Source organism: Actinomycetospora succinea (assembly GCF_004363095.1).
Classification (GTDB): Bacteria; Actinomycetota; Actinomycetes; order Mycobacteriales; family Pseudonocardiaceae; genus Actinomycetospora; species Actinomycetospora succinea.
The window spans coordinates 43,246-67,341 of the sequence record NZ_SNYO01000003.1 but is presented as its reverse complement, the minus strand read 5'-3'; the positions used below and the strand labels follow the sequence as shown (position 1 = coordinate 67,341).

Below are 24,096 nucleotides of genomic sequence, written 5' to 3'. Positions count from 1 at the left end.
GCAGGAACCGGTCCAGGAGGATGCCGATGCAGTGGTGGGACAGCTATCGAGCCGTCTACGGCACGGAGCTCCGCGCTGAGGCCATGGTGCTCGCCGACCACGGCTGGGCGGTCGTCCCGGGCACGTTCCCGCAGGGCGAGGTGTGGAGCGGCTGCTCCGACGCCTCCCAGGACGGTCCGTGCCCGGTCCTCGACGACTGGGCGCGCCGGGCGTCGACCGACTGCGACCAGATCGCCGACTGGTGGTCCGGCCTGCCGTACTCGATCCTGCTACCGACCGGGCTGACCTTCGACGTGCTCGAGGTCCCCGCCACGGTCGGCCGGCGCGCCGCCGCCGTGCTGCGCGCGGTCGGCGTCCCGGTGCCGATCGCGGCGACCCCGACCGGCGAGTGGCTGTTCCCCGTCGGCGCGGGCGAGCCCCTGCGGCCCGACCTCGCCGAGCGCGCGGGCATCGTCCTGCACGGGCGCGGCAGCTGGTTCGCCGCGCCGCCCTCGACCCACCCGCAGGGATCGGTGCACTGGCGGGTCCGCCCCGCCGCGTGCGGCTGGGCCCTGCCCGACCCGTTCCGCGTCCAGGACGCGCTGGCCGAGGCCGTCGCCCAGCGTCCGGCCGTCGCCGGCGGCGGGTCGACCTACCGCCTCGCCACCGTCGCCACCGGGGTCCGCTCCTAGCGCTCCCGCCGACGACACCACCACAACTACACACACTTCGGGTCCCCTCGGGGCGACGCCGGACCAGCGAGGCCACCACGAGCCGCGCGCCCGCCGCCCCACCCGGACCACCGAAGGCCGACGCGCCGGTCCACCCGTCGCGACCGGCCGACGGTCCGGGCCAGGGGAGGACCCCGCGGCGGTGGGCCGCGCGCGACCGAGTCGCCCACCGCCGCCACAAACCGCGCCGCAGGCCGGGTCGAGACGCTCCTCGGCCTGCGGCGTGACAGACCTCGCCGCGGGTCGGGCGGACCCCGAACCCCCGACCCGCGGCGGAGCCCAAGCCCCCGGCTTCGCAGCGAACGCGCTGTTCGCTGCCTCGACGCGTCCGAACTCCCCGCTCGCGTCGCCGTCAGCCCTCCGCCAGCCGCCCCAGCACCGCGTCGAGGACGAGGATCGCGCCCGCCTTGTCGAGCGGGTCGTTGCCGTTCCCGCACTTCGGCGACTGCACGCACGACGGGCACCCCGAGGGGCACTCGCAGTCCGAGATCGCCGCCCGGGTCGCCGCCAGCCACTCCCGCAGCGCCTCGTGCGCCCGGTCGGCGAACCCCGCGCCGCCGGGGTGGCCGTCGTGCACGAAGACGGTCGGGTGCCCGGTGTCGGGGTGCAGGGCCGTCGACACGCCGCCGATGTCCCAGCGGTCGCAGGTCGCCACGAGCGGGAGCAGCCCGATCGCCGCGTGCTCGGCGGCGTGCAGCGCGCCCGGCCACTGCGCGGGCTCGAGCCCCGCGCGCAAGAGCGCCGACTCGGTGAGCGTGTACCAGACCGCCCGCGTCCGCAGCGATCGCGCCGGCATGTCCAGCGGCGTCGAGTCCAGCACCCGCCCGGAGGGGAGCTTGCGCAGGTAGCCGACCACCTGCTCGGTCACCTCGACCGAGCCCAGGCAGACCTGCAGCTCGCCGAAGCCCGCGCACTGCTCGGTCTCCTCCACCGAGATGTCGATCACCGTCCGGGCCTGGGTCGTCCACTCCGGGTCCTCGGCGTGCACGTGCGCCAGGCCTTCGTCGAGGTCGAGCGTGTCGACCACGTAGCTCTCGCCCTGGTGCAGGTGCACCGCGCCCGGATGGACGGTCGCGGGCGCGGTCCCGGGGTCGACGGTGCCGAGCATGCGCCCGGTCTCGGACTCGACCAGCACGACCTGCTCACCGCCGCTGCCCCGGATGTCGACGCCGGCGTGCGGCCGGTCGGTGGGGTGCGACCAGAACCAACCGCCGCGCCGGCGCCGCAGCAGCCCCTCGGCCACGAGGTCGTCGACCACGGAGAGCGCGGCGTCGCCCCCGAGCAGAGACACGTCCTCCCGCGTCAACGGGATCTCCGACGCCGCGCACGCCAGGTGCGGCGCGAGAACGTACGGGTTGGTCGGGTCGAGCACGCAGCGCTCGAGCGGCGCGCCGAGCATCGCCTGCGGGTGGTGCACGAGGTAGGTGTCGAGCGGGTCGTCGCGGGCCACGAGCACGACGAGCGCGTCGTCCCCCGAGCGCCCGGCGCGTCCCGCCTGCTGCCAGAACGACGCCCGCGTCCCCGGGAACCCGGCGACGACGACGGCGTCGAGACCCGCGATGTCGACCCCGAGCTCGAGCGCGTTCGTCGTCGCCACGCCGCGCAGTGCCCCGGTGAGCAGCGCCTGCTCCAGCTCCCGGCGCTCCTCGGGGAGATAGCCGGCCCGGTACGCGGCCACCTGGGACGCCAGCGCCGGATCCACCTCCGACAGCACCCGCCGCGCCCCCAGCGCGGTCAGCTCCGCTCCGCGCCGCGACCGGACGAACGCCAGCGACCGGGCCCCTTCGAGCACGAGGTCGGCGAGCATCCGCGCGGTCTCGGCGCCCGCCGAGCGCCGCACGGGCGCCCCGTTCTCGCCGGTGACCTCGTCGAGCAGCGGCGGCTCCCACAGCGCGACGGCCCGCGCCCCGCGCGGCGACCCGTCGTCGGTGACCTCCACCACGTCCAGCCCGGTCAGCACCGAGGCCGAGGCGGCGGGCTCGGACACCGTCGCCGAGGCGAGCACGAACGTCGGGTGCGCGCCGTAGCGCGCGCAGACCCGCCGGAGTCGCCGCATGAGCAACGCCACATGCGAGCCGAAGAGCCCGCGGTAGGAGTGGCACTCGTCGATCACGACGTAGCGCAGGCGGCGCAGGAACGTCGTCCAGCGACCGTGCCGCGGCAGGACGCCGCGGTGGAGCATGTCGGGGTTGGTGAACACCCAGTTGGCGTGCTGGCGGACCCAGTCGCGCTCGGGGATCGGGGTGTCGCCGTCGTAGGACGCGGCGCGCACGCCGTCGACGCGCAGATCGTGGACGGTGCGCAGCTGGTCGGCGCCCAGCGCCTTGGTCGGCGAGAGGTACAGGGCGGTCGCGCGCGGGTCCGTGTGCAGGCGTGTGATCACCGGCAGCTGGTAGGCCAGCGACTTTCCCGAGGCGGTGCCCGTCGAGACGACGACGTGCTCGCCGGCCCAGGCGTGCTCGGCGGCGGCGACCTGGTGGCCCCACGGCCGCTCGACGCCCCGCGCGAGGAACGGGGCGCGCACCGCCTCCGGGACCCACTCGGGCCAGCCGGTGGTGCGTCCGTCGCGCGCCGGGACGATCTCGGCGTGGGTCAGCGGGCTCTCGCCGGACGGGGTGCCGGCGAGCACGCGACGCAGCAGCTGGGCGCCGCGGGTCTCGCCGGAGAGCACCTCGACGTCACCGGAGAGCCCCACGCGCTCCGACCCTGACACAGCCCTCCCACCCCCGCTCTCGTTCGTGAAAGAAACACACCTCACAGCGTCCGGGGGAACTGCCGTGCGACCAGGTGACACGCACCTCCTACACTGCGGCACCTGTCCACCACCCGGTGTCGTCGGGTCGGTGGCCTGAATCATCACGCGCCGCAGCCGCCGCGAGGCCTGGCGAGGCGCGTCGTAGGAAGTGCCAACCGGGAGGCTGGATGCAAGCGTCCGTCCTCGCCGCGGGGATCTCGTTCTCCGCCGGCGACAACATCGTGGTCGTCGTGGTGGCGGTGGTGGCCGTCATCGCGCTGGTCATCGGCGTCGTGCTGCGCCAGCAGGTCCTGGCGGCCGACGAGGGCACGCAAGGGATGCGTGACATCGGCCGCGCGGTGCAGGAGGGCGCGAGCGCCTTCCTCACGCGCCAGTTCAAGACGCTCGCGCCGTTCATCGTCGTGGTCTTCCTCGTGCTCTTCGCCCTGCCGGCGAACAGCACGGGCGAGCTGATCGGGCGGTCGGTGGCCTTCGTCGTCGGCGCCCTGTTCTCCATGGCCATCGGCGCGCTGGGCATGAACCTCGCGACCCAGGCCAACATCCGCGTCGCCGCGGCGGCCAACGAGCCCGGCGGGCGCGACAAGGGCGCGAAGATCGCGTTCCGCACCGGCGGCGTGGTCGGCATGGCCACCGTCGGCCTCGGCCTCCTGGGCGCGGCGATCGTCGTGCTGATCTTCGTCGAGGAGGCCCCGCGCGTCCTCGAGGGCTTCGGTCTCGGTGCCGCCCTGCTCGCCATGTTCATGCGTGTCGGCGGCGGCATCTTCACCAAGGCCGCGGACGTCGGCGCCGACCTCGTCGGCAAGGTCGAGCAGAACATCCCCGAGGACGACCCCCGCAACGCCGCCACCATCGCGGACAACGTGGGCGACAACGTCGGTGACTGCGCCGGCATGGCCGCGGACCTCTTCGAGTCCTACGCCGTCACGCTGGTCGCCGCGCTGATCCTGGGCTCGGTCGCGTTCGGCACGCTGGGCCTGACGTTCCCGCTGATCATCCCGGCGATCGGTGTCCTCACCGCCATCGTCGGTGTGTTCATCACCCGCACCCGCGAGGGCGAGAACGCGCTGCGCGCCATCAACCGCAGCTTCTACATCTCGGCGATCATCTCGATCATCGCCTGCTCGTTCGCGGCGTTCTACTACCTGCCGTCGAGCTTCGCGGAGCTGCCCGGCGTCGACGCCGACCGCATCGGCGACCTCGCCGTCGCCGGCAACCCGCAGGTCATCGCCGCCGTCGCCGTGGTCATCGGCATCGTGCTCGCGATCATCATCCTGTCGCTGACGGGCTACTACACCGGCACCGAGACCCAGCCGGTCAAGGACGTCGGCACGAGCTCGCTCACCGGTGCCGCGACGGTCATCCTCGCCGGCATCTCGGTCGGCTTCGAGTCGGCGGTCTACACCGCGATCGTCATCGGCGCGGCCGTGTACGGCGCGTTCCTGCTCTCGGGCTCCGTGTTCGTCGCCCTGTTCGCCGTGGCCCTCGCGGGCACCGGGCTGCTGACCACGGTCGGCGTCATCGTCGCCATGGACACCTTCGGTCCGGTCTCCGACAACGCGCAGGGCATCGCCGAGATGTCCGGTGACGTCGAGGGCGCCGGCGCCGACATCCTCACCGAGCTGGACGCGGTCGGGAACACGACCAAGGCGATCACCAAGGGCATCGCCATCGCCACCGCGGTGCTCGCCGCGACGGCGCTGTTCGGGTCGTACAACGACGCGATCACCCAGGCCTACAGCGAGGCGGGCCAGGCGATCGGCGACATCTACAACATCACCGCCCCGAACATCCTGGTCGGCGTCCTCATCGGCGCGGCCGTCGTGTTCATGTTCTCGGGTCTCGCGGTCAACGCCGTGTCCCGCGCGGCGGGCGCCGTGGTGTACGAGGTGCGCCGCCAGTTCAACTCGATCCCCGGGATCATGCAGTACCGCGGCGGCCAGGGTGAGGGTCGTCCGGAATACGGCAAGGTCGTCGACCTCTGCACGCGCGACGCCCTGCGCGAGCTGGCCACCCCCGGCCTGCTCGCCATCCTCGCCCCGATCGCCGTCGGCTTCGGCCTCGGCGTCGGCCCGCTCGCGGGCTACCTCGGCGGCGCGATCGCCGCGGGCACGCTGATGGCGGTGTTCCTGGCCAACTCCGGTGGTGCCTGGGACAACGCCAAGAAGCTCGTCGAGGACGGCAACCACGGCGGCAAGGGCTCCGACGCCCACGAGGCGACGATCATCGGTGACACCGTCGGTGACCCGTTCAAGGACACCGCCGGCCCGTCGATCAACCCGCTGATCAAGGTCATGAACCTGGTGTCGGTGCTGATCGCCCCGGCCGTCGTGGCCCTCTCGGTCGGCGTGGACGCCAACCCGGCGGTCCGCATCACCATCGCCGTCGTCGCGCTCATCGGGATCGCGGTCGCGATCTACGTGTCGAAGCGCCGCTCGACGGCGATCGCCGACTCCAACCAGGACGCGGCGGCTCCCGCCCAGGCCTGACGGGCGAGGCAGTTACTGAGCGAAGGGCCCCTTCGGTCGATCTGGTCGACCGGAGGGGCCCTTCGCTCGTCTCACGGGGCGGGACTCACCACGGGATCTCGCCGTCCCGGTCGAGGAAGCGTCCCGACGGTCCCGTGGTGTCGGTGACGGCCGCGACGATGGCGTCGGTCCCCTCCGCGAGGGTCTGCGTGCCCTGGAACGCGTTGAGGTTCGTCGCGGTCCAGCCGGGGTTGACGACGGTGACGACGACGTCGGCGAGCGTCTTCGCGTAGAGCACCGAGATCATGTTCAGCGCCGCCTTCGACGACGGGTACGCGAGGTGCGGGTAGCGCTCCCACCGTCCGGCGTTCATGTCCTGCAGCGAGCCGAGGCTCGAGGAGACCATCACCAGCCGCGGGTGCGTGCCCCGGCGCAGCAGCGGCAGGAAGGCGTGGGTGACGCGCACCGGCCCCAGCACGTTCGTCTCGTACACCGCGCGCAGGTCCTCGGCCGTGGTGTCGGCGGGCGCGATCTCGCGCTCGGCCCCGGCGATGCCCGCGTTGTTGACCAGGACGTCGAGGGTCTCGACGGCGTCCTGCACCTCCTTCACCGCCGCGGCGACCGACGCGTCGTCGGTGACGTCGAGGGCGATCGGGCGGATGTCCGTCCCGTCCGGGATCGCCAGCGACGCCGGCTCGCGGCAGCCGGCGAGGACCGTCCAGCCCTGCTCGGCCAGCCGGCGGGCGGCCTCGAGGCCCAGGCCGCGCGAGGCTCCGGTGATCAGTGCGGTGCTCATGGGCCCACGGTGCGCCGCGCCGTGGTCGACGGACAGGGAGGGCGGACCCGGGGACCGGCGGTACCAGGATCGACAGCGGCGATCGGGGCACTCTGGAACCATGTCCCGCGGTGACCCGACCGAGCTCGCGGCGGCCCTGCGCCAGTGGCGCGAGCGCCTCGCCCCGGCCGATGCGGGCGTGCCGGCCGGGCCGCGCCGGCGCACCCCGGGGCTGCGCCGCGAGGAGGTGGCCCAGCTCGCCGGGGTGTCCGTCGACTACGTGGTGCGCCTCGAGCAGGGCCGCGGCCCGCACCCGTCGTCGTCGGTGCTGGGGGCGCTCGCCCGCGCGCTGCGGCTGTCGACGCCGGAGACGCGGCACCTGTTCGACCTCGCCGGCGTCGAGACGCCCGGCGCGGGCCAGATCGTCGACGTCGTGCGGCCGAGCGTGCTGCGCCTGCTCGACCGCATGCACGACCTGCCGGCCGATGCTCGTCGACGCCCGCAGCACCCTGCTGGCCTGGAACCCGCTGCTCGAGGCGCTGTACGGCGACCTCTCGGCGATCCCGCGCGACCGGCGCAACCTGACCTGGATGCGCTTCGGACCCCGCGGCGGCGAGGCCCGCGCGCTCGTGGTCGACGAGGACGGCAGCCGCGAGCGCCTCGACCGGCTGTCCGTCGCGCACACGCGGGCGGCGCTGGGCCGCTACCCGGACGACGCCGTCCTGCGGGGTCTCGTCGACTCGCTGAAGCGGACGAACCCGATCTTCGCCGAGCTGTGGGCGCAGCGTCCCGTCGAGGACCGGCGCGTCGACCGGAAGTCCTTCGAGGTGCCCGGCGTCGGCCGGCTCACGCTCGACTGCGAGTCCCTCGATGTCCCGGGCGACGACCAGCGCCTCGTCGTCTACTCCGCGGTCCCGGGCAGCCACGACGCGGAGCTGCTCGACCTCCTGCGCGTGGTGGGTCTGCAGACCGTCTGAGCCTCGCTTGCGCCGTTCGTTCGAACGCATGTTCTAGGCTCCGCGGCCGTGGGGCAGCTGTCGTTCTGGTCGGCGGACGCCCTGCCGCGCGCCCTGACGGATCTCGAGGGGCTGCTCTGCGGGCCGGGGCGCGCGGAGATCTTCGGCCGGGGCTCGGCGGCGCGGCTGACGGTCGTGCTGGGGCCCGAACCGGAGCCGGAGCCCGAGGAGGAGGACGAGGACGACGGGGACGCCGAGGCCTCGGACGACACGCCCGAACCCGATCCGGTCCCCGACGACCTCGATCCGGTGCCCGACATCGACCCGGACGAGCTCGCCCACCTCGACCTCGACCCCCACGAGATCGCGGCCCTGCTGGGGCGAGCCGGCGGATTTCCTGACACCCAACGCGAGCGTGGCCGCCGGGCTGACATCCCCGAGCACGCCGGCGTGTCGCCGGAGCGAGCATGTGGCGATCCTGGCGTCGGACGCCAGCGAAGCCGCATCGCTCGCACGGCGGAGGCCGACCACCCCCTCGTGACGTGGCGCGTGCGGGCCCTGTGCTGCGCGCTGCGGGCGCGCGGGGTGCCCGCCGAGGTCGGGCGTGCCGAGGACGGGCGACCGGAGGTGCGCACGGCGTTCCGCGCCGATCTGGTGGACCTCGCCAGGGCCTGGACCTGCGGCGGGGGAATGAAGCACGTGCCCGACGGGTTCGTGCTCGACGGACCCCGGTTGCGGCTGTGGGTGCTGGCCGCCGGGGCGCTGGACGGCAAGGCGTACACGCTCGGGCTCGACCCCGACGCGCCGGGATCGGGTGACCGTCTGCTCACGGCGAGTCGTCACGCGGGGCTCGGCGCGACCCTGGCGGGTGCGGCGCGGACGCCGGTCCTGCGTATCGTCGGGAGGCGACGGCACGGTCGGCTCGGCGAGCTGCTGGGTCGGCCGCCCCGCGATCTGGCCGACGGCGTCTGGCCGGTGTGAGCCCGGCGACACCGCCCCGCGAACCACCCGCACGGTCCCGCGACCAGCACCGATCGGTCCCGTAACGGGGGCGTTCGGAGATCCGATGAGTACCGTCACCACCCTCGTGCCACGGCATCGACACCGGTCGCGCCTGGCGCAGAGGACACCGTGAGGCACACTGGCGGCGAGTGGCGACCCGCCATGAGTACGACGAGACGAGGCATGCCCGTGGCACCGACGAAGGGCTCGACGACGGCACGCAGCGCGACCACCGAGGCCGAGACCCCGACCGAGAACGGGTCGACGGCCGGCGGTGGCACGCGCGCGAAGTCCGGCGCCAAGTCCTCGGGGGGCGGCAAGAAGACCGGTCGCGGCGGCGCGACGCCCGCCGGCGACGGCGGTCGCCGACTGGTGATCGTCGAGTCCCCGGCGAAGGCCCGCAAGATCGCCGACTACCTGGGCTCGCGGTACATCGTGGAGTCCAGCCGCGGCCACATCCGCGACCTCCCGCGGGGCGCGGCCGACGTGCCGGCCAAGTACAAGGGCGAGGCGTGGGCCCGGCTGGGCGTCGACGTCGACAACTCCTTCGAGCCGCTCTACATCGTGACGCCGGACAAGAAGTCGACGGTCACCGAGCTCAAGGAGGCCCTCAAGGAGGTCGACGAGCTCTACCTCGCGACGGACGGCGACCGCGAGGGCGAGGCCATCGCCTGGCACCTCCTCGAGACGCTCAAGCCCAAGGTGCCGGTCCGGCGCATGGTGTTCCACGAGATCACCGAGTCGGCGATCCAGGCGGCCGCCGCCAATCCCCGCGACCTCGACCAGGACCTCGTCGACGCGCAGGAGACCCGGCGCATCCTCGACCGGCTCTACGGCTACGAGGTCAGCCCCGTGCTGTGGAAGAAGGTCATGCCGAAGCTCTCGGCGGGCCGGGTGCAGTCGGTGGCGACCCGCGTCATCGTCGAGCGCGAGCGCGAGCGGATGGCGTTCGTGTCGGCCGGCTACTGGGGCATCGACGCGCAGCTGCGGGCGACCGAGAGCAAGGACGACCAGGCCCCGCGCACCTTCAAGGCGACGCTGACCAACGTCGCCGGCCAGCGTGTGGCGACGGGGCGCGACTTCGACTCGCGCGGCGTGCTCAAGACCGACGACGTCCTGCGCCTCGACGAGGCCAGCGCCCGTCGTCTCGCCGAGGGGCTGACCGGCCGGGACCTCGCGGTCGCGTCGGTCGAGGAGAAGCCCTACACGCGCAAGCCGTACCCGCCGTTCATGACCTCGACCCTCCAGCAGGAGGGCGGGCGCAAGCTGCGGTTCTCGGCCGAGCGGACGATGCGCACCGCGCAGCGCCTGTACGAGAACGGCTACATCACCTACATGCGCACGGACTCCACGACGCTGTCCGACACGGCGATCAACGCCGCGCGCAGCCAGGCCCGCGACCTCTACGGCCAGGAGAACGTCGCCGAGAAGCCGCGCCAGTACACGCGCAAGGTCAAGAACGCGCAGGAGGCGCACGAGGCGATCCGGCCGGCGGGGGAGTCGTTCCGGACCCCGGGCCAGGTCGCGAACGAGCTCTCAGGAGACGAGTTCCGCGTCTACGAGCTGATCTGGCAGCGCACGATCGCGAGCCAGATGCGCGACGCGCGCGGCACCACGATGAGCGTGCGGATCACCGGCACGGCCGCGACCGGCGAGGAGTGCACCTTCTCCGCGTCCGGGCGCACCATCACCTTCCCCGGGTTCCTGCGCGCCTACGTCGAGACCGTCGACGAGGAGGCCGGCGGCGAGGCCGACGACGCCGAGCGCCGCCTGCCGCGCCTGGCCGAGGGCGACGCCTGCGCCGCCGACGAGCTGACCCCCGAGGGGCACAGCACCAACCCGCCGGCGCGCTACACCGAGGCCAGCCTGGTCAAGACGCTCGAGGAGCGCGGCATCGGCCGTCCCTCGACCTACGCGTCGATCATCAACACGATCCAGGAACGCGGCTACGTCTGGAAGAAGGGCAGCGCGCTCGTCCCCAGCTGGATCGCGTTCGCCGTGATCGGGCTGATGGAGCAGCACTTCGGGCGCCTCGTCGACTACGACTTCACCGCCGCGCTCGAGGACGAGCTCGACGCCATCGCCGCCGGCGACGCCCAGCGCGAGACGTGGCTGTCGCACTTCTACTTCGGCGCGAACGGCAACGGCGCGAACGGCAACGGCAACGGCAAGAGCTCGCACGGCGAGGGCGTCGAGGCGTCGATGTCGAACCTCGGCGGGCTCAAGAAGCTCGTCGGGGACAAGCTTGAGGGCATCGACGCCCGCGAGGTCAACTCGCTGCGGATGTTCGCCGACGACCAGGGGCGCGACGTCGTCGTGCGCGTCGGGCGCTACGGGCCCTACCTCGAGCGGATCGTCAGCGAGGACGGTGAGGAGAAGTCGCAGCGGGCCAACCTGCCGGACGACCTGCCGCCGGACGAGCTCGACCTGGCGCTCGCCGAGGAGCTGTTCTCGACCCCGCAGGAGGGTCGCTCGCTCGGCACCGACCCCGAGTCGGGCCACGAGGTCCTCGCCAAGGAGGGCCGCTTCGGGCCCTACGTCACCGAGGTGCTGCCCGAGGGCGCCAAGGAGAAGCCGCGCACCGGCTCGCTGTTCAAGTCGATGACGCTGTCGGAGATCACGCTCGAGGACGCGCTGAAGCTGCTCAGCCTCCCGCGCGTCGTCGGCAAGGACCCCGACTCGGGCGAGGAGATCACCGCCCAGAACGGGCGCTACGGGCCCTACCTCAAGAAGGGCAAGGACTCCCGGTCGCTGGACAGCGAGGAGAAGCTGTTCACGGTGACTCTGGAGGAGGCCCAGAAGCTCTACGCCCAGCCCAAGCAGCGCGGGCGGGCCGCGGCGAAGCCGCCGCTCAAGGAGCTCGGCAAGGACCCGGCCTCGGGTGAGCCGATGGTCGTCAAGGACGGCCGGTTCGGGCCCTACGTCACCGACGGCACGGGCGTGAACGCCTCGCTGCGCAAGGGTGACGACGTCGAGACGCTCACCGACGAGCGGGCCGCCGAGCTGCTGGCCGAGAAGCGCTCGAAGGACGGCGTGAAGCCGGGCGCCAAGAAGGCACCGGCGAAGAAGGCCCCGGCGAAGAAGGCGCCCGCCAAGAGCGGGGCGGCCAAGAAGACGACGGCCAAGACGGGCACCGGCACGAAGCGCGGCACGCCCACCAGCTGATCCCCGTGATCTGACGAGGCCGGACCCGTGTCCCGAGGACACGGGTCCGGTCCGCGTCAGGCGACCTGCGCGGCCCCGCTGCGCGCCATCTGCCGGCCGGCGTCGCCGGCGAGCTCGTGGGCGCGGGCGCGCACCTGGTCGGCGAGCGGGCGCAGCTCGGCCATCGCCGGCACGGTCTCGGCGAGCGTCAGCTCGGCCTCGACGAGGGTGACGTCGCCGCCCCAGACGTCGGCGAGGATGCGCACGATCCAGCCGGTGGCGTGGTCCCAGCCCTCGCGCGGGGTGCCCTCGCCGTAGCCGCCGCCGCGCGCGATCACCAGCGTCACCGGCTTGCCGGCCAGCGGCGAGGTGCCCGGGGCGAAGCGGGGGTCGGTGATGAGCAGGTCGATCCACATCTTGAGCTGCTGCGACACCCCGAAGTTGTAGAGCGGCGTCGCGATGACCAGGGCGTCCGCCTCCTCGACCTCGTCGGCGAGGCGCGCGGCGAGGTCGACGGCGGCGCGCTGGTCGTCGCTGCGCTGGTCCTCCGGCGTGAAGCCCGCGAGCGCGGCGGACGGCCAGGCGTCGGCGGGGACGGGGTCGGTCCGCAGGTCGCGGCGGACGACGGCGCCCTCGGGGTGCTGGTCGAGGTAGGCCCGCTCGAGCGTGTCGGCGACCTCGCGGCTCACCGAGCCCTCGGCGCGGATGCTGCTGTCGAGACGGAACAGGGTCACGGGATCCTCCGGGATGAGCAGAACGAGCTGTCACCAAGATGTTCTGCTCGACAGACGTTCTTGTCAACAGACGTGCTCGCCAGCCGCTAGTCTGTGCGCATGACCACTCCGCGCGTCGAGGCCGACCTGGGCTGGGCCCTGGGCCGGGTGGCGCGTGCCCACCTGCGCACCGCGCAGGACGTGGTTTCCGGCCTGCCCGGCGGCCCGCGCGGCTACCAGGTGCTGGCGGGACTGGCGGAAGGGCCGCCGCGCACGCAGCTGGCGCTCGCGCGCACGCTCGGCGTCGACCGGACGGTCATGACCTACCTCCTCGACGAGCTCGAGGGCGCCGGCCTCGTCGAACGCCGCCCCGACCCGTCCGACCGGCGCGCGCGCCAGGTCCTGCTCACCGAGGTCGGCGGAGCACGGCTGTGCGACCTGGAGCGCCGTCTGCGCGGCGCTGAGGACGAGCTGCTCGCGCCGCTCGACCCCGCCGAGCGCGACCAGCTGCGCTCGCTGCTCCAGCGCCTCGCCGTCGGGGCCGACGGCGCGAGCGCGTGCCAGGTGGCCGCCGACATCCAGCAGATGCAGGGCGACGGCACCTGCTGAGTCGCGCTTCACGGCACGGGAGCCGTCCCCCGCTACCCTGCGGAACGAGCCGACGCGGGGGGTGGTCCGGATCGACGAGCAGCCGTCCGCGACGCACCGGATCCGCGGCGTGCTCGCCATCCGCCCGTTCCGCAGGCTGTGGGCCGTCACCGCGGTCGCGAGCTTCGGCGACTGGCTCTCGCTGCTCGCCCTGACCGCGCTCGCCACCCAGCTGACCAGCGGCTACCAGGCCCAGAGCTTCGCGCTCGGCGGCGTCGTCGCCACCAAGCTGCTGCCGGCGCTGTTCATGGCCCCGCTCGGCGGGGTGCTCGCCGACAAGTTCGACCGGCGCACGGTGATGGTCACGTGCGACGTCCTCAAGGCCCTGCTGTTCCTGTCGATCCCGCTGGTCGGGTCGCTGTGGTGGCTGTTCGCGGCGACGTTCCTCATCGAGCTGTGCGCGCTGTGCTGGATCCCGGCCAAGGACTCGTCGGTCCCCAACCTGCTCAAGCGTCCCGACCAGGTCGAGACCGCCAACCAGCTCTCCCTCGGGATGACCTACGGCGTCGCCGTCATCAGCGCCGCCGGGGTGTTCGCGCTGATCTCGAAGTCGGGCGCCGTCCTCGGCTGGCACCCGAGTCCCACCGCCACCGTGTACCTCGCGCTCGTCGTCAACGGCCTCGCCGCCCTGCTGACCGCGGCCACCGTCGCCTTCCGCATCCCCGAGATCTCGGGACGGAGCGCCGAGCGCCGCGCGGCCGCCCCGGGCCTGCTCGCGATGCTGCGCGACGGCGCCCAGTTCGTGTCCACGACGCCGCTGGTGCGCGGCCTGGTGGTCGGCATCGTCGGGGCCTTCGCGGCCGGCGGGGCGGTCATCGCGAGCGCCCGGCTCTACGCGACGAGCCTCGGCGGCGGGGACGCGGCGTACTCGGTGCTGTTCATCGCGCTGTTCACCGGGCTCGCGCTCGGGATGGCGCTGGTGCCGCGGTTCTCCCGGCGGATACCCCACCACCGCCTGTTCGGCGTGGCCATCGTCGGCGCCGGGACCTCGCTGCTCGCCGTCGCCGTGGCGTGGCACCTCTACCTCGCCCTCGCCGCCGTCGTCCTCGTCGGCGTCTTCGCGGGCACCGCGCTGCTCACCGGGCTGACGATCATCGGCGCGCAGGTCGAGGACGCGGTGCGCGGCCGGGTCGTGGCGTTCGTGCAGTCGATCGTGCGCGTCGACCTGCTGGCGTCGATGTCGGTGGTGCCGCTGCTGGTCGGGCTCGTGCAGTCGCGGACGCTGACGCTGTTCGGGGAGACCGGACAGGTCGACGGCACGCGGTTCGTGCTCTTCGGCGCCGGGCTCCTCGCCGCGGCCGTCGGCGTGCTCGCCTACCACCAGATGAACGACCGGCTGCCGGCGGCGGAGCGCGCGCAGGCCTGAGCTACGACGTCGCCGGCACCGCGATGTCCGTGACGGCGTCGGCGAGCTCGTCGGGCCGGTCGAGCATCGAGAACGTCCGGGCACCCTGGAGGACGCGCACCTCGGCGCGGGGCAGCGCGGCCGCGAGCCGGTGGGCGTCGTTGAGGGGGAAGAAGGCGTCGTCGGCCGACCACGCGATCAGCGCCGGCACCGTGACCTCGCCGAGCCGGGCCGCGACGTCGAGCGAGGTCTGCCGATCCAGCGAGAATGTGAGGCGGCGCAGGTCCTCGGCGACGCCCGGGTCGCCGAGCACCGGGCGGACCCACTCGGTGGCCAGGGGCTCGACGTCCGCGTGGGCCAGGCCGCCGTACGCGCGGCGCCGGACGATCTCGAGCGCGAGCGGCTTCACGGCGGCGCGCCAGGTCGTCGGGTTGCGCGAGGCCAGGACGAAGGGCTTGAGGATCGGCGGCGGGAAGTGCTCAAACGCGTCGCAGCTGGTCAGCACCAGGGCGCCGAGCCGCTCGCCGTGGTGGACGGCGACGAGCTGGGAGACGAGGCCGCCGGTGTCGTTGCCGACGAGCACGACGTCGGAGAGGCCGAGCGCCTCGAGGAACCCGCCGATGGTGGCCGCGACGCCGGGCAGCGTGGCGTCGGCGCCGGGGCGCAGCGGGGTGCGGTGGGCGCCGAGGGGCCAGGTCGGGGCGAGGCAGCGCAGTCCTCGGGCGGCCAGCCGCTCGGCGAGCGGGGCCCAGAGCTCCTGGCCCATCGCGTAGCCGTGGACGAACACCACGGGGCGTCCGGTGTCGGGTCCGGTCTCGTCGTAGTGGATCGTCGTGTGGTCGAGCTCGACGGTGGGCATGGTGTCCTCCCGTAGTTCCGTGCAGGCTGTACGCAAACTTACCGGCAGGATGTATGGAAGTGAAGAGGCGCACGCAGGAGGAGCGGTCCACGGCGACCCGCGAGGCCCTGAAGGCGGCCGCCCGGCACCTGTGGGCCGCGCGCGGGTACGTCGACGTCGGCACGCCCGAGATCGCCGCCGAGGCCGGGGTGACGCGCGGCGCGATGTACCACCAGTTCGCCGACAAGACCGCGCTCTTCCTCGCCGTCCTCGAGGACGTCGAGGAGCGCGTGATGGCCGACCTCGCCGAGGCCGTCGTCGCGGCGGGGGCCCGGACCCCGGCGTCGGCCCTGCGCGCAGCGCTCGACGCCTGGCTGACCATCTGCGTCGACCCCGAGGTGCGCCAACTGGTCCTGCTCGACGCGCCGAGCGTGCTGGGCTGGCGGCGCTTCCGCGAGCTCACCGCGCACTACAGCCTCGGCATGACCGAACAGCTCCTGCGCGCCGCGGTCGACGCCGGCCAGCTCGCGGACCAGCCGTTGCGCCCGCTCGCCCACGTCCTCATCGGTGCGCTCGACGAGGGAGCCATGGTGATCGCCGACGCCGACGACGAGGAGCGCGCCCGCCGCGAGGTCCGCGAGGTGCTGCTGCGACTCCTCGACGGGCTCCTCGTCGACCCCGGATGATGCCCGGGTGCTCCTGATCGGCGGCAGCACCCGCGCCGCGTCGACCACCTCCGCGGTCCTGCGGACCGCCCGCGACCTCGACGCGGGCGCGGTGCTCTACGACGAGCTCACCGCCCTTCCCCACTTCGACCCCGACGACGACCGCGAGCCCCTGCCGCCCACGGTGGAGCGGCTGCGCGCGGCGATCCACGCCGCCGACGCCGTCCTGTTCTGCACCCCGGAGTACGCGGGCGCGCTGCCCGGCTCGTTCAAGAACCTGCTCGACTGGACGGTCGGCGACGCCACGCCCGGCTCGATCTACCGCAAGCCGGTGGCGTGGATCAACGCGTCCTCCTCCGGGACCGGTGCGCGCGGTGCCCACGACTCCCTCGCGACCGTCCTGGGCTACGTCGGCGCCGACGTCGTCGCCGACGCGTGCGTCCGCATCCCGGTCGGGCGCGACGCGGTCGGGACGGACGGGCTCGTCACCGACCCGGAGCTGCGCGCCCGCATCGGCGACGTCCTCGCGACGCTGAGGGCTGCCGCCACGTGAGTGATCTGGGTCGTCATGACGACCCAGATCACTCACGTGGCGAAGCCGTCGGGCCGGTGGGGCATCATCGACGGCGTGAGCGTGTGGTCGCAGGTCGTCGGTCAGCCCGCCGCGGTGGCCGAGCTGCAGGCCGCGGCCGAGCGCGCCGCCGGGGTGCGCTTCTCCGACGAGCTCGACGACGGCGCGGCCGGGCCCGGCGCCGGCATGACGCACTCCTGGCTCTTCACCGGCCCGCCCGGCTCGGGACGGTCGGTGGCGGCGCGGGCGTTCGCGGCGGCGTTGCAGTGCCCCCACCAGGGCTGCGGCGAGTGCTCCGCCTGCCACACGGTCATGGCCGGCACCCACGCCGACGTCCGCGAGATCGTCCCCGAGGGTCTGTCGATCAAGGTCGACGAGGTGCGGACCACCATCGACATCGCCGCTCGCCGCCCCACCACCGCGCGCTGGCAGATCGTCATCGTCGAGGACGCCGACCGCCTCACCGAGCAGGCCTCGAACGCGCTGCTCAAGTCGGTGGAGGAGCCCGCGGAGCGCACGGTCTTCCTGCTCTGCTGCCCGTCGGAGCACCCCGACGACATCTCGGTGACCATCCGCTCCCGCTGTCGCATCGTCCGTCTGCGCAGTCCGGCGCCGGAGGCGATCGCCGCGGTGCTCGTCGAGCGCGACGGCATCCCCGAGGCCGACGCGACGTGGGCGGCCTCGGTGTGCGGCGGCCACATCGGCCGGGCGCGGCGCCTCGCGCGCGTGCCCGAGGCCCGCGAGGAGCGCGACGCCGTCCTCGCCCTGCCCCGCGCGCTGCGCTCGCCCGCCGACGCCTTCGCGGCGTCGGACGCCATGGTCGGCGCGGCCGAGACCGAGGCGGCTGCCCTCGCGGCCTCCCGCGACGAGGCCGAGCGCGAGGAGCTCGCCGTCTCCCTGGGCGCCGGCGGCACGGGCAAGGGCACCGCGCAGGCCCAGCGGTCGGCGCGCGCGGCGGAGAAGGACCTCGAGAAGAAGCAGAAGTCGCGCCTGACCCGCACCAAGCGCGACGCTCTCGACCGCGCCCTCGTCGACCTCGCCGGCTACTACCGCGACGTCCTCGTCCGCGGCGTCGGCGCGTCGGTCACCTCGACCCACCCCGACCGCGCCACCGAGATCGGCAACGCCGCCCGCGACAACACGCCCGAGTCGTCCCTGCGCCGCCTCGAGGCAATCCTGGCCTGCCGCGACGCCCTCGCCGCGAACGTGAAGCCCGAGATCGCCATCGACGCGCTCGTCACGGCGCTGCGGGCCGGCTGAGCCTCTCCCGCAGCCCCGCGGCCAGGCCGGCGATCGTCAGGGCGTCGAACGCACCGCCGACCGTCTCCGCGAGCCGGACGTGACGCACCGGCCCGAGGCGCAGCCGCAGCAGGACCCGCGTGCCGCCGGACACTGGCCGGAGCGTGATCGACCAGGACACGTCGGTCCGCCCCCGCCGCGACCGGTACACGAGCACGTGCGGCGGGTCGATCTCGTCGACGACGAAGACCTCGTCGCGGCCGCCGTAGTCCGGGATGACGTCGCCGGGGGCGAGGTGCTGCCAGCGCTCGACGATCCGCACGGCGGCGTGCCGCCGGCGCGGGACGAGGCGCTCGGCGCGGGCGGGCAGGTACCACCCCGCGCGGCGCTTGCCGAGCTGGACGATCCACGGCCAGACGACGTCGGGCTCGTGGGCGAGGGTGAACGCGCGGTCCATGACGATGTCGGCGGGCACGACGAGACCGTCGCCGCGGCGCGGCTCGCGCACCTCGGCGTCGGTGGCGGCGACGGCGTCGACGAGACCCACCGCGCCATCCTCGCGCCCGCGTCGTTCATCGGATACGGGTGGCGCGACGCCAAGTGATCAGGTTACGGTGTCGCCATGCCGGAATTTCGAAAAAACGGAATCACGGCGACGGCTCTCGCCTTCGCGCTGCTCCTGCCGGCCGCCTGCTCGTCGGGCGGCGAGACCGGGGGAGCCGCGGTGGACGTGCCCGCGGCGACGGTCCCCGCGAACCCGCCGCGCCCCGCGGACTGCGCGCCCGTGCCCCGCGCCGCCCCGACGACGGCCGACGGGTGGCTCGGCATCACGGCCACGAAACCCGACGACGTCGGCCTCGTGGTCGACGACGGCCGCGGCTCGGTCGTCTCGCACGCCCCCGACGCGCAGATGCCCATCGCGTCGGCGGCCAAGATCGTGCACGTCGCGGCCTACGGGCGCGCGGTGGCCGAGGGGCGGCTGCGTCCCGACGAGCAGGTCCGCGTCGGCGACTGGGAGAACTGGTACCTGGCCTCCGACGCGGGCGCCCACCCGGGTGCGCTGGACGCCCTCGGCATCCCCAGGAGCCCGGAGGGCACGGCTCTCGACCCGAACCGCACGGTGACCCTGCAGCAGATGGTCGCGTCGATGGTGCAGTTCAGCGACAACGCCGCCGCCGACTACCTGCGCGACCGCCTCGGCGACCAGGCGCTGATCGATGCCGCGGCGGCCGGCGGGTGGCGCGACCTGGACCTGCCCTCGGAGCTCGGCGCCCAGCTCGCGCTCGTCCGCCCGCAGGAGGCGCCGCCGCTGTCCGCGCCGCGCTCCGTCCGGGGTCCCGCGGAGCTCGCGCTGGCGCAGCGCTTCGCCGCCGACCCCGCCTTCCGCGAGGACTCCCGGCGCCGCCTCGTCGCCCAGGCCGAGGACGTCGAGGCCTACCTGCTGGAGAGCGAGCGGTGGGCGCGCTCGACGTCGACGGGCTCCGCCGCGCAGCTCGCCGGGTTGTGGCGGGCGGTGATCAGCGGGTCGTTCGGTGCGGGCGCCGACGTCGCGCGCAACGAGCTCGAGCCCGACGCGCCGCGTCCCGACGGCCAGGTCCGCGCCGTCAAGGGCGGCTCGTTCCCGGGGGTCGGGACGATGGCGGTCAGCGTCCGCAGGCCCGACGGCACGATCGGCGTCGGCGTGCTGCTCGGGAGGGGCTTCACGCCGACCACCGACCTGAACGACGTCGGCCTGGCGCAGCTGCGCCTGCTGGTGCAGGCGGTGGAGGACCCGGCCGCCCGGTCCCGCGTGCTCTGCGTGGCCTGAGCCGTGACCAGCCCCGACACCGGCGCCCGCCTCGACGCCCTCGAGGCGCGCGTCGCCGCGCTGGAGGAAGCGTCCGGGGCGGCGTCTCCGGCGGCGCAGCGGACCGGCGAGGCGGGCGAGATCGGCTACCACGGCAGCGTGCGCCTGCAGGAGGGCGCCGGCCCGATCACCTGGACGATCGGGTACGACGCCGCCGCCTCGCTGGGGCTCGCCGCCGGGCCCGTGTCCGAGGTCCTCGCCGCCCTCGGCCACCCCGTGCGCCTGGCGCTGGTGCGCCGCCTGCTCGTCGGTCCGGCGGGGACGAGCGAGCTGGTGGAGGCCGCGGATCTCTCCTCGTCGGGCCAGCTCTACCACCACCTGCGCACGCTCACCGCCGCCCGCGTCGTCGAGCAGGACGGCCGCACCTACCGCGTCCCCGACAGTGGCGTCGTCCCGGTCCTCGTCGCCCTCCTCGCCGCCGCCGACCTCGCGGGCACCCTGCGCTGACCGTCGCCCTGCGCAAAAGCGTCGCCCGGCGTGTTCCAGCGTGGGGGCCATGCTGACGTTGAACGTCAGGAAATCCCCCCGCTCGCCTTCTGCCGCGCGCGGTAGGCCGCGACGTTGGCGCGGTTCCCGCAGAGGTCGGGCATGCAGTACCGCCGCCGCCCGGGGCGGCTGGTGTCGATGAAGACCCCCGAGCACGTGTCCGACGCGCAGTCGCGGAACCGCTCGGGCCCCAGCGCCCGCAGCGCCCCGAGCACGCCGATCCCACCGACGAGCGCCAGCCGGTCGACGAGCGACGCGTCCGCCCCGGGCCGCGCGATCCACTGCAGGCGCCCGCGCTCGTCGGGCTCGAGGCCCACCGAGCCCAGCCCCCGCGCGACCAGCACCGACGCGCTGCGCTCGATCGCCTCCGGGTCTCGCAGGTCGAGCACCGCGCGCAGCCGGTCGCGGAGCTCGTGCACCCCGGCCAGGTCGTCCTCGCCGGTCAGCCCGTAGGCGCCGACGAAGGCGGCCACCGCGGCGTCGTCCGGCAGCTGGTCCTCGCCGTGCCATACGCCGGGCGCGGTGTTGACGAGATCGGTCGTCAGCCCGGCCGCCGCGACGTAATCGTCAAAGATGGCTTGCATCCCTTACGCACTCCTCGTAGAGTAAGGCTCATACAGATACTACAACCCTGTCGAGGAGGGTCCGTGGCCACCGATCTCGCGACCTGGGCGCTGCGCGACCGCGTGGCTCTGCCCACCGGCACCATCGCCGTCGACGTCCTCGGCGCCGACCGTCCCGGCGTCCCCGTCGTGCTCACGCACGGCACCCCGTCCTGGTCGTACCTCTGGCGCCACGTCGCGCCGGCGCTCGCGCAGGACCGCCCCGTCCACCTGTGGGACCTGCCGACCTACGGCGACTCCACCGGCGAGCGGCCCTCCGTCGACGGCCACGCGAGGACGCTGGCGGCCCTCGTCGACCACTGGGGGGTCGACGCGCCGGTCCTCGTCGGGCACGACATCGGCGCGGCGACCACGCTGCGCGCCCACCTGGTCCACGGCACCCCGGCCGGCGCGCTCGTCCTCGTCGACGCCGCCGTCCTCTCGCCGTGGGTGACGGGGGCGACGCAGCATGTTCGCGCCCACCTCGACACCTACCGCGAGATGCCGAACCACCTGTTCACGGCGATGATCACCGCCCACCTCCGCACGACGGTGGCCGGCGCCCTCGCGGACGACGCGGAGTGGGCCTACCTCGCCCGCTACGCCGGCCCCGAGGGGCAGCAGCGCTACCTCGACCAGGTCGCCGGCTTCACCGAGGACGACACCCGCGACGTCGTCGCCCGCCTCGGCGAGGTCGCCGTGCCCACCGACGTCGTCTGGGGCGCCGAGGACACCTGGATCCCGCGCACGGCGGGCAGCACTTTGCGCAACGCGTTGCCAGGGGCGCAACTGCACATCGTGCCCGGCGCCGGCCACTTCCTCCCCGAGGAGGCGTCCGACACCTTGATCGATCTACTCAACCGCACATTGCCCTGAGGTGCGGGACATCACACGACACCGAACCGCCACCCATGCGTCTATGAGGACGTACGACGAACAGCGCCGCCGGACCCTTCCGAGGCGCACGATCTTGGAGCTCACGATGACCACCCGCGCCGCCGGTCGCACCCCGGCAGCGACTGCCCTGCCCGTCCCCTCCCCCCGAGAGACCCCCGACGCCGAACGCGTCCTCGTCGTGGCCGCCCGCCCCGACGAGACCGGTCTCGCCGCCGCGCAGGTCTATGCCGACCGCGTCGGAGGCGAAGCCACCCACGCCGGCGCGACGGGACTCGACGCCGCCGTGCGCGAGGCGTCGACGGTGGTCGTTCTCGATCCCGGTGCGATGCGCGCGCGGATGACCCGCGACCGCGCCTTCACGGCCACGGCCGACCCGGCCTCACGCCGCCACCTGCTCAGCCAGCTGGCGCCGTACCAGGACCGCGTGAGCTGGCTGAGCCGCCCGGCCTGACTAGAGCCGGCGGTTCGCGAGGACCGGCAGGGTCGCGCGGACGTCGGGGATCTGCCCGGGGTCGACATCGACCACGAGCAGCCCCGGCTCCGCGCCCAGCTCGTCGATCGTCACGCCGAACGGTGACGCGGCCAGGCTGTGGCCGACGCCCCGGGGAGCCTTGCCCGGGTCGATGCCGCGGCTCGTCGGGTCGGCCTGGTCGGCGGCGAGCACGAAGGTCGTCGCGTCGAGCGCCCGGGCGCGCACCAGCAGCTGCCACTGCTCGAGCTTGCCCGGCCCGGCACCCCAGCTCGCCGGCAGGACCGTTACCGTGGCGCCCTGGTCGGCGAGGGCCCGGAAGAGCTCGGGGTAGCGGATGTCGTAGCAGGTCGCGAGGCCGAGGGTGGTCCCGTCGACGGTGACCGTCGTCGGCTTCGCGCCCGGCGCGACCGTGTCCGACTCCCGGAACCCGAACGCGTCGTACAGATGGATCTTGTCGTAGGCCGTGTCGATGCCCCGGCCGGTCGCGAGCAGCGTGTTGGTGATCCGCCCGTCCGAGGTCGGGGTGAACATGCCCGCGACGACGAGCACGTCGTTGCGCTGCGCGATGCGCCGCACCTCGCTCGCCCACGGGCCGTCGAGCGACTCGGCGATCGGCGTCAGCGACACCCCGAACCGGCACATCGTCGCCTCGGGGAACACGACGACCGTCGCGCCCTGCTGGGCGGCGAGGGCGGCGTGGTCGGCGACGATCTCGAGGTTCGCCGACGGGTCGTCGGTGGCGAGGATTTGTGCGAGGGCGACGCGCATGACCCGTGTATACCGGGCGGGTGGACGTCACGGACTACCTGACGCGGATCGGTGCGACGGCCGACGACCCGCTCGACGTGCTCATGCGCCGTCACCTCGAGACCGTTCCCTTCGAGAACGTCTCGATCCACGAGCGCGACAACGTGCGGCTGGAGGACGAGGCGCTGGTCGAGAAGGTCGTCGACCGGCGCCGCGGCGGGTTCTGCTACGAGCTCAACGGCGCGTTCGCCTGGCTGCTGGGCCGTCTCGGCTACAGGGTCACGCGCTTCTCGGCCCGCGTCGCCACCCCCGACGGGCTGTCGTTCCCCGGCGACCACATGGGGCTGATCGTCGACGGCGTCCTCGTCGACGTCGGCTTCGGCCGGTTCGCGGTCGGGCCGCTCGACCTCGACTCCCGCGACGAGCAGCACGACCGCTCCGGCGTCTTCACCGTCCGCGACGCCCCCGACGGCGAGCTCGACGTGGTCTGGGGCGAGAAGACCCAGTACCGCCTCGACCCGCGACCGCGGACGCTGGCGGACTTCACGCCGATGGCGTGGTGGCACCGCACGTCGCCGACCTCGCCGTTCACCCGCGAGGTGACGTGCTCGCGCCTCACCCCGACCGGCCGCGTCACGATCTCCGGCCCGAAGCTCATCGAGACCGACGACGACGGGACCCGCACCGAGCGCACCGTGCCGGCCGACGAGCAGCTCGCGATCTACCGCGACACCTTCGGCATCGTCCTCGACGCCGTCCCACCGGCCCTGCACCCACCGGACGCCTGACCGTGGCTCTGGCGACCGCGGCGACCTTCGTGTGGCTCGGCATGGTGCTGGCGATCTCGTTCCTCGAGGCGCCGCTGAAGTTCCGCGCGCCGGGCGTCACGACGGTGATCGGCCTCGGCATCGGCCGCCTGGTCTTCCGCGCGCTGAACGTCGCCGAGGTCGTGCTGGCGGTCGTGGTGATCGTGGGCCTGGTGCTGGCCGGCGTCCCCGCGGGGCCCGGCGTGCTCGCCGCCGTCCTCGTCGTGCTCCTGATCGTGCAGCTGGCCCTCGTCCGGCCGGTGCTCAACCGCCGCTCCGACCGCGTCCTGGCCGGCGAGGACGCGCCCCGCTCCCGCGCGCACCTGGCCTACATCGGCCTGGAGGGCGCCAAGGTCGTCGCGCTCGTCTGGCTCGGTGTCCTGCTCCTCGTGGCGGCGTAGACCCACCCGACCG

General features: G+C 73.9%; 23 protein-coding genes and 1 pseudogene. 17 read left to right on the top strand and 7 right to left on the bottom strand.

Going from position 1 to position 24,096, the window contains the following annotated elements; all coding sequences use genetic code 11:
* Positions 1-26 precede the first annotated feature (26 nt).
* The gene (locus tag EV188_RS11545) at positions 27-671 is read left to right on the top strand and encodes a bifunctional DNA primase/polymerase (protein WP_243741629.1); all 645 of its coding nucleotides are present in this window, start codon (positions 27-29) and stop codon (positions 669-671) included.
* 391 nt (positions 672-1,062) lie between these two features.
* Here EV188_RS11545 and EV188_RS11540 read toward each other — a convergent pair whose 3' ends face one another.
* A complete protein-coding gene (locus EV188_RS11540) occupies positions 1,063-3,405 on the bottom strand; it encodes a DEAD/DEAH box helicase (protein WP_243741628.1) in 2,343 nt (780 codons plus the stop codon).
* A 227-nt stretch (positions 3,406-3,632) separates the two neighbouring features.
* Here EV188_RS11540 and EV188_RS11535 point away from each other — a divergent pair, with 227 nt between their 5' ends.
* Complete coding sequence (locus EV188_RS11535; protein ID WP_133826441.1) at positions 3,633-5,951, top strand: sodium-translocating pyrophosphatase; 2,319 nt, start codon at positions 3,633-3,635, stop codon at positions 5,949-5,951.
* An 85-nt stretch (positions 5,952-6,036) separates the two neighbouring features.
* On the opposite strand, the gene EV188_RS11530 is transcribed toward EV188_RS11535, so the two are convergent.
* Positions 6,037-6,726, bottom strand: a complete 690-nt coding sequence (locus EV188_RS11530) for an SDR family NAD(P)-dependent oxidoreductase (RefSeq protein ID WP_133826440.1) — start codon at positions 6,724-6,726, stop codon at positions 6,037-6,039.
* Here EV188_RS11530 and EV188_RS32545 point away from each other — a divergent pair.
* From EV188_RS32545 to topA, 4 genes and pseudogenes are all read left to right on the top strand, one after another.
* Positions 6,725-7,027 (top strand): annotated as a pseudogene (locus EV188_RS32545) (helix-turn-helix domain-containing protein); the annotation flags it as partial. The gene EV188_RS11530 and the pseudogene EV188_RS32545 sit on opposite strands and share 2 nt — an antisense overlap.
* 163 nt (positions 7,028-7,190) lie before the next feature.
* A complete protein-coding gene (locus EV188_RS32540; RefSeq protein ID WP_243741627.1) occupies positions 7,191-7,682 on the top strand; it encodes an MmyB family transcriptional regulator in 492 nt (163 codons plus the stop codon).
* Between the two features lie 48 nt (positions 7,683-7,730).
* Positions 7,731-8,642, top strand: a complete 912-nt coding sequence (locus EV188_RS11520; RefSeq protein WP_133826439.1) for a hypothetical protein — start codon at positions 7,731-7,733, stop codon at positions 8,640-8,642.
* Positions 8,643-8,846: 204 nt separating this feature from the next.
* Positions 8,847-11,828, top strand: a complete 2,982-nt coding sequence (gene topA / locus EV188_RS11515) for a type I DNA topoisomerase (RefSeq protein WP_208114153.1) — start codon at positions 8,847-8,849, stop codon at positions 11,826-11,828.
* Between the two features lie 56 nt (positions 11,829-11,884).
* Here topA and EV188_RS11510 read toward each other — a convergent pair whose 3' ends face one another.
* Positions 11,885-12,541, bottom strand: coding sequence for an FMN-dependent NADH-azoreductase (locus EV188_RS11510; protein ID WP_133826438.1), 657 nt, complete (start codon positions 12,539-12,541; stop codon positions 11,885-11,887).
* Between the two features lie 99 nt (positions 12,542-12,640).
* On the opposite strand from EV188_RS11510, the gene EV188_RS11505 reads away from it, so the two are divergent.
* Both EV188_RS11505 and EV188_RS11500 read left to right on the top strand, forming a co-directional pair.
* Entirely contained in the window at positions 12,641-13,129 is a 489-nt protein-coding gene (locus tag EV188_RS11505; protein WP_133826437.1) for a MarR family winged helix-turn-helix transcriptional regulator, read from the top strand.
* A 61-nt stretch (positions 13,130-13,190) separates the two neighbouring features.
* Positions 13,191-14,534 (top strand): MFS transporter, encoded by a 1,344-nt coding sequence (locus tag EV188_RS11500; protein WP_243741626.1) that lies wholly within the window; start codon positions 13,191-13,193, stop codon positions 14,532-14,534.
* 1 nt (position 14,535) lies between these two features.
* Here EV188_RS11500 and EV188_RS11495 read toward each other — a convergent pair whose 3' ends face one another.
* Entirely contained in the window at positions 14,536-15,372 is an 837-nt protein-coding gene (locus EV188_RS11495; RefSeq protein ID WP_133826435.1) for an alpha/beta fold hydrolase, read from the bottom strand.
* A 59-nt stretch (positions 15,373-15,431) separates the two neighbouring features.
* Between EV188_RS11495 and EV188_RS11490 the strand changes: the two genes are divergently transcribed.
* From EV188_RS11490 to EV188_RS11480, 3 genes are all read left to right on the top strand, one after another.
* Positions 15,432-16,037 carry a TetR/AcrR family transcriptional regulator gene (locus tag EV188_RS11490; RefSeq protein WP_208114152.1) on the top strand — a complete coding sequence of 202 codons (606 nt, stop codon included), beginning with the start codon at positions 15,432-15,434 and terminating at the stop codon, positions 16,035-16,037.
* Positions 16,038-16,044: 7 nt separating this feature from the next.
* Positions 16,045-16,569, top strand: coding sequence for an NADPH-dependent FMN reductase (locus EV188_RS11485; protein WP_133826433.1), 525 nt, complete (start codon positions 16,045-16,047; stop codon positions 16,567-16,569).
* A gap of 75 nt (positions 16,570-16,644) precedes the next feature.
* Positions 16,645-17,847: a DNA polymerase III subunit delta' gene (locus EV188_RS11480; RefSeq protein WP_243741625.1), complete on the top strand. Its 1,203-nt coding sequence runs from the start codon at positions 16,645-16,647 to the stop codon at positions 17,845-17,847.
* On the opposite strand, the gene EV188_RS11475 is transcribed toward EV188_RS11480, so the two are convergent.
* Positions 17,825-18,373: an SRPBCC family protein gene (locus EV188_RS11475; protein ID WP_133826431.1), complete on the bottom strand. Its 549-nt coding sequence runs from the start codon at positions 18,371-18,373 to the stop codon at positions 17,825-17,827. The genes EV188_RS11480 and EV188_RS11475 overlap by 23 nt on opposite strands.
* A gap of 75 nt (positions 18,374-18,448) precedes the next feature.
* Between EV188_RS11475 and EV188_RS11470 the strand changes: the two genes are divergently transcribed.
* Positions 18,449-19,633: a serine hydrolase gene (locus EV188_RS11470; protein ID WP_133826430.1), complete on the top strand. Its 1,185-nt coding sequence runs from the start codon at positions 18,449-18,451 to the stop codon at positions 19,631-19,633.
* 3 nt (positions 19,634-19,636) lie between these two features.
* On the top strand, positions 19,637-20,119 hold the full coding sequence (locus EV188_RS11465; protein WP_133826429.1) for a DUF7347 domain-containing protein: 483 nt from the start codon (positions 19,637-19,639) through the stop codon (positions 20,117-20,119).
* Positions 20,120-20,184: 65 nt separating this feature from the next.
* Here the strand turns inward: EV188_RS11465 and EV188_RS11460 are convergent, their stop codons facing one another.
* Entirely contained in the window at positions 20,185-20,742 is a 558-nt protein-coding gene (locus EV188_RS11460; protein WP_133826428.1) for a CGNR zinc finger domain-containing protein, read from the bottom strand.
* A 63-nt stretch (positions 20,743-20,805) separates the two neighbouring features.
* Here EV188_RS11460 and EV188_RS11455 point away from each other — a divergent pair, with 63 nt between their 5' ends.
* Together EV188_RS11455 and EV188_RS32960 are read left to right on the top strand one after the other, a co-directional pair.
* On the top strand, positions 20,806-21,636 hold the full coding sequence (locus EV188_RS11455) for an alpha/beta fold hydrolase (protein WP_133826427.1): 831 nt from the start codon (positions 20,806-20,808) through the stop codon (positions 21,634-21,636).
* A 106-nt stretch (positions 21,637-21,742) separates the two neighbouring features.
* On the top strand, positions 21,743-22,108 hold the full coding sequence (locus tag EV188_RS32960) for a hypothetical protein (protein WP_133826426.1): 366 nt from the start codon (positions 21,743-21,745) through the stop codon (positions 22,106-22,108).
* On the opposite strand, the gene EV188_RS11445 is transcribed toward EV188_RS32960, so the two are convergent.
* Positions 22,109-22,897 carry a carbon-nitrogen hydrolase family protein gene (locus EV188_RS11445; protein ID WP_133826425.1) on the bottom strand — a complete coding sequence of 263 codons (789 nt, stop codon included), beginning with the start codon at positions 22,895-22,897 and terminating at the stop codon, positions 22,109-22,111.
* 20 nt (positions 22,898-22,917) lie between these two features.
* Here EV188_RS11445 and EV188_RS11440 point away from each other — a divergent pair, with 20 nt between their 5' ends.
* Together EV188_RS11440 and EV188_RS11435 are read left to right on the top strand one after the other, a co-directional pair.
* A complete protein-coding gene (locus tag EV188_RS11440) occupies positions 22,918-23,664 on the top strand; it encodes an arylamine N-acetyltransferase family protein (protein ID WP_208114151.1) in 747 nt (248 codons plus the stop codon).
* 41 nt (positions 23,665-23,705) lie between these two features.
* Positions 23,706-24,083: a hypothetical protein gene (locus EV188_RS11435; RefSeq protein WP_133827058.1), complete on the top strand. Its 378-nt coding sequence runs from the start codon at positions 23,706-23,708 to the stop codon at positions 24,081-24,083.
* Positions 24,084-24,096 lie beyond the last annotated feature (13 nt).

Excerpts from the sequence above, each read along its gene's own strand:
- EV188_RS11545 (WP_243741629.1), top strand. The coding sequence starts at position 27 with ATGCAGTGGTGGGACAGCTATCGAGCCGTCTACGGCACGGAGCTCCGC.
- EV188_RS11535 (WP_133826441.1), top strand. The coding sequence starts at position 3,633 with ATGCAAGCGTCCGTCCTCGCCGCGGGGATCTCGTTCTCCGCCGGCGAC.
- EV188_RS11530 (WP_133826440.1), bottom strand. The coding sequence starts at position 6,726 with ATGAGCACCGCACTGATCACCGGAGCCTCGCGCGGCCTGGGCCTCGAG.
- EV188_RS32540 (WP_243741627.1), top strand. The coding sequence starts at position 7,191 with ATGCTCGTCGACGCCCGCAGCACCCTGCTGGCCTGGAACCCGCTGCTC.
- topA (WP_208114153.1), top strand. The coding sequence starts at position 8,847 with ATGCCCGTGGCACCGACGAAGGGCTCGACGACGGCACGCAGCGCGACC.
- EV188_RS11505 (WP_133826437.1), top strand. The coding sequence starts at position 12,641 with ATGACCACTCCGCGCGTCGAGGCCGACCTGGGCTGGGCCCTGGGCCGG.
- EV188_RS11495 (WP_133826435.1), bottom strand. The coding sequence starts at position 15,372 with ATGCCCACCGTCGAGCTCGACCACACGACGATCCACTACGACGAGACC.
- EV188_RS11470 (WP_133826430.1), top strand. The coding sequence starts at position 18,449 with ATGCCGGAATTTCGAAAAAACGGAATCACGGCGACGGCTCTCGCCTTC.
- EV188_RS11460 (WP_133826428.1), bottom strand. The coding sequence starts at position 20,742 with ATGCAAGCCATCTTTGACGATTACGTCGCGGCGGCCGGGCTGACGACC.
- EV188_RS32960 (WP_133826426.1), top strand. The coding sequence starts at position 21,743 with ATGACCACCCGCGCCGCCGGTCGCACCCCGGCAGCGACTGCCCTGCCC.
- EV188_RS11445 (WP_133826425.1), bottom strand. The coding sequence starts at position 22,897 with ATGCGCGTCGCCCTCGCACAAATCCTCGCCACCGACGACCCGTCGGCG.
- EV188_RS11435 (WP_133827058.1), top strand. The coding sequence starts at position 23,706 with ATGGTGCTGGCGATCTCGTTCCTCGAGGCGCCGCTGAAGTTCCGCGCG.